We start from the raw sequence: 5,824 nt of genomic DNA, 5'->3' as shown, positions 1-5,824 counted from the left end.
GTGATACGGCCGCCGGGGTGTGTCCCCCTGATTGCAGGGATGACAGGGCCGCGATGGGCTGCGCCTTTTCCAGATGGGTCGTCAGTGCGGCAAAATTCGTGCGCCCCAACGCTTTAGCCCAGTCCTCCAGCGCCGGGGTTAAACGGCCATCACTCAGCGCCGCCTGCACCAGACTGTCAACCTGGCTGACTTGCGCGTGCTGGCGTTCGCTGTTCAGTTGTGCCTGAAGTTCCTGATAACCGGCAATCGGGACGTACCGGGCCGGGTCATAGGCTTTTGATGACAGGTCGGCAATCTGGGTCTTCTGGGCTTGCAGCAAGTCGAGCAGCCCTTGACTGGCCGCCGTGGCGGTGCCCTGACCGTTCGAAATTAAATCAATGGCTTTTTGCAGCTCGGCCTTGATGTCTTCCGTCGTGGCAGTAGCAGGCAAATTCAACATCCAGCGTAAATTGCTTAAGAGTTCCTTGATGAGTTCTTCATCCACGGAATGATCCTCCGGTTGTGGGGTATTCAGGGCAGCCAGTTGGGAGGCAGCGGCCAGCATCACCGCGTCCATCCCGTCCAGTGCCGGGGTGTTGGTCAGCGCCGAATGCAGTAATGCAGTCACGTGACCCTGTTGGTCATATAAAAATACGGGGGAAATAAAGCGGTATTCATTGGCAGCAATCGCGGCGCTGGCGTTGGCTGTCCACTCGACGTTGACGGCATACAGGCCTTCGCCCTCACGCCATTCCAGCGCATGATGCCAGCCGGCTGCGGGTACGGGTTTACCGTTTTTAATCGCGCGCAGGGTCTGGTGTTCGTAGTCAATCACCAGCGGGGTTGCACGTGAGGCCACTTGCTGGATCAGATGTTCCGCAATCTCGCGGGTCATCACCCAGCAAGCACAGTCTGTGGGGCGGCCATCGTTGGCACGAAACTCGCCAGCCGGAAAAAGCTGGATTTCGTTCTGGTGGTTACCCCGGATAAGCGAGGTTAAAGCAGCAAGGGTTGTTTTCATGCCCGCAGCATAGCGGGGCAATCACGACCGATGCGGTTGAGGGGGTTCAGCAGGTGACTGAATAGTGAGCGGAAAACGAAAAACAGAGGCGGAAAATTCTGGCAGGCAGTGTATCGCGCTTTGCCCTGAACCGGAACCCCATTTAAACCCCGTTTAAAAACGATTTAAACGGGAGTAACCGGTTAAAGGCAAGGATTTGTATCACAACCAGTTCAAACGCCCCCAAAGGGTGCTCAGGGTGTTTTGCTTATTCCGGTCATCAGGGCGCATCTATCAACCGTTGCAGGTAGCGTTCCAGAATAGTCTGGATCTGTCCCGCGTCGCTGTCGGTCAGTGTCAGAAACGGGCGGGCAGGCATCTGGATTTTGTAGGCTGGCAGGGTATTCCACTGGCTGTGATCCGCTTTCGCTTTGCTGGAAAAACGGCTCTGGCCATTTTTGCGCCGATAATGCGCCCGCTGGCTGCGGGCAGGCATATTAATCGTGCCGCCCTCCTGGTGAATGCGGGCGTAGATCACATTCGTACCGACCAGGGCTTCATCGTTATCACTGAATTGCTGGATACTGCCCGCCAGTCGCCCGGTGTGTTGCAGGATTTTTCCGCCCGCCCGCTTTTTGGCATAGGCCGGACTCCAGCCCAGCCAGGCAGGGCGACCCTGTTGCTTGAAATTTTCCTCGACCGCATCGGCCATCGTCGCGGCAATCTGGCGCATCATGGGGGTTCGGTCACCCAGCCCGTCCGTCAGTTGCTGCATCGCTTTCTGAAATTCTGTTAAGTCAATATCAATCCGGAACATGGAAATCCGCCTGTTGGATCACATTGTGTAATTGCCCCTCGCGCACGCTGACTATCCACCAGACTCCCGCCCGCATTGCGCCATAATACTGTGTTCCGTCTTTCGCCAGGTGCTGGCGTTCGGGCTGCTCAATAATCTGCTGGAGCGCCAGATAATCGGCCAGGTCAATGCCCTCCTTATCTGCCAACCGCTTGAGGGTCGGTGCATCGACCGTCACCGGGTCAGATTGCTGCCCGCCAGAGCGCGGACGCACGGCAACCGGATAACGCTGTAACGATGACGGTGCATCCTGTTTCAGTGCCTGTTTAAATACCCGGATAAAGTCCGGCCCGGTCAATGTCCCGCTGACATACTGACTGGCGGCGGGTTGCGGGTATCTGTCCAGTTCGGGCTGCCAGCTCACCTGACCAGGGTTAAACCCAAAGCCCGGATCGGGGGTATACACCTGGCCGGTCATGGGGTTTTCAAAGCCCATCACCGGGCGGGTTTCACCCGGTTCGCCATACTCTTGCTGCACCTCAACCCGCCGCCCTTCCGTGGATTGCACCCTCAATCCCAGCCGTTCGACATCCGCTTCGCTGCGGGTACGCACCCGGCAACGACAACGATAACCATCTGGCGGGTAGATGGATTGCCAGATGGGATCGTCATAGCGGGCGATAAAGCCGTCGAGGGCCGCATGTGAGGGGCGGATGCGGCTATCCATAATGCCCACCCGCTCCCAGTAGGGACGCTCATCGACGTTTTCCATTTGCTGCTGATAGCGTCCGGCCATATAGGCCGACTGCATATTGGTCGTAAAAATTGTATCCAGACGGCGGGGTGTCAGCCGCTTACCGTGCAGTTCGCCGGTGTCGTTATCGGCAACCAATCCTTTACCGAGCCAGCCTTTCCGTTCCAGTATCGGCAGCAGGTTGCGTTGAAAGTCGCGGAAGGTCTGCCCGGTTTCCAGTGATTTTTGTAGTTCCGCCCGGATGTCGGCCAGCACATCCAGTTTTAACACGCCTGCCACGGTAAAGGCGCGGGCCTGCGCCAGGGCTTCCACATCGTGCCAGTTAAAACCGAGGGCAAAGCCTTTACGCTGGAAATAGTCAATCGCTTCTTTCGGCGGCAGGCCAATCACATACCCCAGGTTGATTTGATTACGTGTCGGCATGGAGGCGCCCCCAGACATCGGCCACAAAAATCGCCTGCGCCAGTAACTGCTGCAAGGTGTTGTCATCCAAATCCGGGTAACTGGCCGCCACAATATTCATCGCCTCATCCACATTCTGGCCGGATTGCAGGGCGCTGACCAACGGGGACAGTAACTGGCTCATGGCCGCCCCTATCGGGTCAGAGAGCGGCGGCGCGTTATCCAGCGCAATCTGGGCAGGGTCGATATCCGCTGACTCATTAACCTGGCTTAAGACTCCCAGACCATAGCGAGAGACACCGTAGCTGAGGGGTGTGGGCAGCCCCGTATTGATACGCGGGGTTAAGGTCGGTTCATCATCCTGTGGCATCGGAATAGCGGCTTTCTTATGCACCCAGGAAACGGGAATAGATGTCACCCCTGCCTGATTCACCAGCGTGGCAACGGCGGTGGCAAACTGGGGCAGATCCACCGCTTCACGGGTATCAAACACAAAACGGGGCAGGCGGTGCGGGTTAATCTCAGTATGTCCATTCAGCGCCAATAACATCTGGATCAGGTTTTTAAACATGCCCTCTAACTGGCGGGCATCGGCGGTCATCAGGTCATGGCGTACCTCGTTATGCACATTCCCTAGCGCATGAGTGGACGATTTGCCATCTGCCTGCGTAGTCAGTGTGCCGCCCAGAATGATTTTGGATTGCGTCCGTTCGGCCCAGTTAATCATGGCCATAAACGGTTCACTGCCACCCGATGCGGCACTTTCGAACCGGATTTCACTGCCCGCCGGGATAGCGGCAACTGCCTCATGTCCCAGCCGGACCAGTGAATCCAGCAACCGGTCCCGGTCAGCATCCGAAGTGCCTGCCGCATACGTTGCGATACGGGCAGGCAGGCCGTAAATCTCTAAAAATTCCGCCAAATCGCGCAAGCTGAAGTTTTTAAACAGGTACGGCCACACCAGCACCCGGTAAATGCCACTGGTCGCAATAAACCCGCTGCGGGCATTGTGGCGATGGACCAGCCAGCCGAACGGCCACAGGGGGCTGCCATACAGCCCGTTATTGTCCCGCAGACGGATCTCATCCCGCTGCTCTGGCAGGGTACGGAACCAATAATGGGGACGCAAGTGGTGCCGCTTCGGCAGCCAGACTTTTTCGATGCGCGCCCATTCAATCTCCTGGCAACTAAACCCATGCCCGACCGCTTCCATCCCGTTCAGGATAATATCTTCAATCTCCGGCATCGCATCGAACCATTCCTGTACCTGTGCCGTGATGGCCTGCTCCTGTGCCGTCGCCCGTTTGGGCGGTTCAATCGACCAGTCAAGGGTCAGCAACGCATTCTTACGTTTCTCCATTTCCGCAAAAATATGGCCGTCGCGCTCCAGCATGTCACCGAACAGGCTGGCCTGTGCACTCAGGTCGCCCAGTTCAGCCAGTTGCAGGATACGCGGCAGCTTGCGGATGGTGAGTCCCCGTGACGGGTGATCAGGGTAAATGCGCTGCATTTGGGCGATTTTCACCGTCTGGGGGGTTTTCAGGGCTTCCCGCTGAAGGGGGTTACCGTAGAGATCAACAATTGGCATAGCATTTCATTCCTCAGTGCGACAGCACAATGCCCATCACCAGCGTGACGGCAATCCACAAACCCACAAATATCAGATAGGTCATCACTCGATTCACTTTCTCTTGTTCCTTATTACCATGCGCCCGACCCGAAACGCTGTCCGCCGTCACGCCGGGCACGGGTATAAATTTCGGTACTGCCTGCCCGGGATACCGCCAGTGACCACAACATATGCAGGGCATCGGGGCCATCGTCGTGATCCGCTTTCGGAAAATGACGTAACTGGTCAATCAGGGTGTGCTGGGTGGGGTGCAAACGGATCAGCCCGTTCGCCATATGCGGCTGTAACGACTCGATACGTAAGATTTTGTCGGTGGACGGCATCACTGGCACCGCAGGCACCGGGATACCCTGTTGTGCCGACCGCTTCACCAGCTCGGTGCGCAAAAACTCCTGAAACTGGACGGACTCTATCGCCCACGTCAGACAGCCGTACTGGCGCTGATACTGGATAATGTCGGCAATAATTTTATCGGGCAGGCGGCGGCGGATATCAGCCTCCACCACATCCAGAATGCCGGTCATGCGGTTAAAGCCGCCGACCAGAATGGCGGACGGGTCACGATGCTTGCTCATCTTACCGAGGCTCGGGTCACACACGCCGTAATACAGCCAGTCAGATAAATGATTCGACCAGAAGGTGATGCTGTTGGCGAAAATCGCATCTTCCCCACTGACCGGATCATTCTGGTATTCCGAGTCAAAGGTGCCATGCCCGTCACGTACCCGGATACGCATCAGCGCCAGCAGGGGACGCGCCGCCCAAGAGACAATTGCCCCTTCCAATAAAGCGGCTTCATGCTCGTGATAGAAACGGTCAGCTTCATCCAGTTGCTTATTGTTGACCAGCCCTTCCCATTGATCCCACAGCGCCATATTGGCCGGCCACTGGATAATGGCTTTGAAGCGGGCACTGCGCCACATGGGGTTATTCAGGGTACGGGACAACACGGAATCGTAATGCAGTATCGTACCGATATAGACAATATCGGTTTTGCCACCGGCTTCACCGAGCGGCATCACGGTTTTGGTCAGCCAGTTATGCAGCTTGTCGCGTTGTTCCGGGTTGCGCACCGCCTCATCATTTTCGATATCATCCAGCACCACCAGATCCGGGCGGTACGGGCCGTGGCGCAGACCGCGTAACTTCTTGCCGGAGCCTGCCACCGTCACCTTGATATTGTTACGGGTGACAATGGTGCCCATCTGCCAGGTGCGCCCCTGGCCACAAATATCCGGGTAGTCATTACGCAGGCGCGGGTTG

5 protein-coding genes are annotated in these 5,824 nt (G+C 57.0%); all 5 read right to left on the bottom strand.

The genetic code is table 11. The annotated features are described in order from the left end of the window. A partial coding sequence (locus AAY47_RS06435; RefSeq protein WP_047768040.1) for a phage protease occupies positions 1 to 1,000 on the bottom strand: 1,000 nt, incomplete at its 3' end. A gap of 259 nt (positions 1,001 to 1,259) precedes the next feature. Next, positions 1,260 to 1,796, bottom strand: a complete 537-nt coding sequence (locus tag AAY47_RS06430) for a phage virion morphogenesis protein (RefSeq protein ID WP_047768038.1) — start codon at positions 1,794 to 1,796, stop codon at positions 1,260 to 1,262. After that, a complete protein-coding gene (locus tag AAY47_RS06425) occupies positions 1,783 to 2,952 on the bottom strand; it encodes a phage minor head protein (RefSeq protein WP_047768036.1) in 1,170 nt (389 codons plus the stop codon). The genes AAY47_RS06430 and AAY47_RS06425 overlap by 14 nt, the downstream gene beginning before the upstream one ends. After that, complete coding sequence (locus AAY47_RS06420) at positions 2,939 to 4,519, bottom strand: DUF935 domain-containing protein (protein ID WP_047768035.1); 1,581 nt, start codon at positions 4,517 to 4,519, stop codon at positions 2,939 to 2,941. The genes AAY47_RS06425 and AAY47_RS06420 overlap by 14 nt, the downstream gene beginning before the upstream one ends. Positions 4,520 to 4,632: 113 nt before the next feature. Continuing rightward, positions 4,633 to 5,824: phage terminase large subunit (gene terL / locus AAY47_RS06415; RefSeq protein WP_047768032.1), on the bottom strand; the 1,192-nt coding region annotated here is incomplete at its 5' end.

The sequence above is a fragment of the Xenorhabdus griffiniae genome (assembly GCF_001028135.1).
Lineage (GTDB): Bacteria > Pseudomonadota > Gammaproteobacteria > Enterobacterales > Enterobacteriaceae > Xenorhabdus > Xenorhabdus bakwenae.
Note: the sequence above shows the minus strand (reverse complement) of the source record. Positions and strands in the feature narration are given on the sequence as shown.

What these genes read in the sequence shown, in the direction of transcription:
- AAY47_RS06430 (WP_047768038.1), bottom strand. Translation starts at nt 1,796, where the DNA reads ATGTTCCGGATTGATATTGACTTAACAGAATTTCAGAAAGCGATGCAG.
- AAY47_RS06425 (WP_047768036.1), bottom strand. Translation starts at nt 2,952, where the DNA reads ATGCCGACACGTAATCAAATCAACCTGGGGTATGTGATTGGCCTGCCG.
- AAY47_RS06420 (WP_047768035.1), bottom strand. Translation starts at nt 4,519, where the DNA reads ATGCCAATTGTTGATCTCTACGGTAACCCCCTTCAGCGGGAAGCCCTG.